Raw genomic sequence first — 1,097 nt, forward strand, 5'->3', positions numbered from 1 at the left:
TACTGGTCGTCCTTGGCTTGTTGCCCTTTTAACTGCTTTTGGATTTTCTCGATCTGACTGTTCTTAATCGTCGGATCGACTTTGCATTCGCCAAAAAAGAGTTGTTTAGTGCCATCATGCTTTAAAACCCGTTGTAAGTGATGATTTTCTAACTGATCTAAGCTAAGCTGTCCCGATAAATAAGCTAGTCCTTGTTGATGTTCTTGGGGACTGAACACCTGTGGTGGATTTGCTTGCCACTGTTCAATTGTTTCAGCCTGACATGGCTTTAAAACAGGATCATAGTACATCACGGCTGTATAGGCTTGTTCCTGTTTAATCAATGGCAATCCATCTAAATCGCCTTTGGGAAAGGCCCTTTTCAATACTTCATGGTATTGCGTTTTAATGACTTGCTTAACAGCCATGATTGTTCGCAAATCTTTGACTGCGCGAGTAATCTTTTGCTGCTCGGTTGGTGAATACTTTTCTAGTAGACCTTGATCAACGTGTTCTAGACTTTCTAAGCTATCATCATGAATCATCAGCGTATATTTAAGCTCGATTTTGACTTCCTTTTCTTGTTGCATTAATAACTTCCAGCCAACGTATGGCCGTTTGGTAAAGGTCAATAATTGTCGGTCCAATAAATCATCACGAATATTCATTAAACGTTCGTTTAATTCACTGCCTTTGAAAATCCTTTGTTCACTATTAGTTTCTTTAATCAATTCCCGTCGTTCAGCCGCGGTTGTCTGTTCAAAATCAAGCTCTGGATAAAGTTTTTTAGTCGTGCGATCAACTACTTTATTTAAGAGTTCATCTGCTTTTTTTAGTGAACTTTCTTGTTGGTTAATCGTCAATAATTGCTTAGTGACATCTTCACCAACAGCGTGCTTAATTAAGGTACTGTTTTTCCAATTAAATAGCATGCGCCGCTTATCATCTAAACTTTCCAAACTAATATAAGTTTTCAGTTCGTGGCTTAACTCTTTGACCACTTTTTTCTCGTTAAACGAGAAGTGTTTACTTAGGCTATCCAAGTGGCCTCGATTAACTACTTTCTCCTGCATATTTTTATAGCCAGCTTTGGACTTACGATAGTTCTTAACTTGTTG

The 1,097-nt window shown here is 38.3% G+C and carries 1 pseudogene; it reads right to left on the reverse strand.

Going from position 1 to position 1,097, the window contains the following annotated elements:
• Positions 1 to 1,097 (reverse strand): annotated as a pseudogene (locus EKM87_RS12340) (MobQ family relaxase); the annotation flags it as partial.

This window comes from Levilactobacillus yonginensis (assembly GCF_003946265.1).
Lineage (GTDB): Bacteria > Bacillota > Bacilli > Lactobacillales > Lactobacillaceae > Levilactobacillus > Levilactobacillus yonginensis.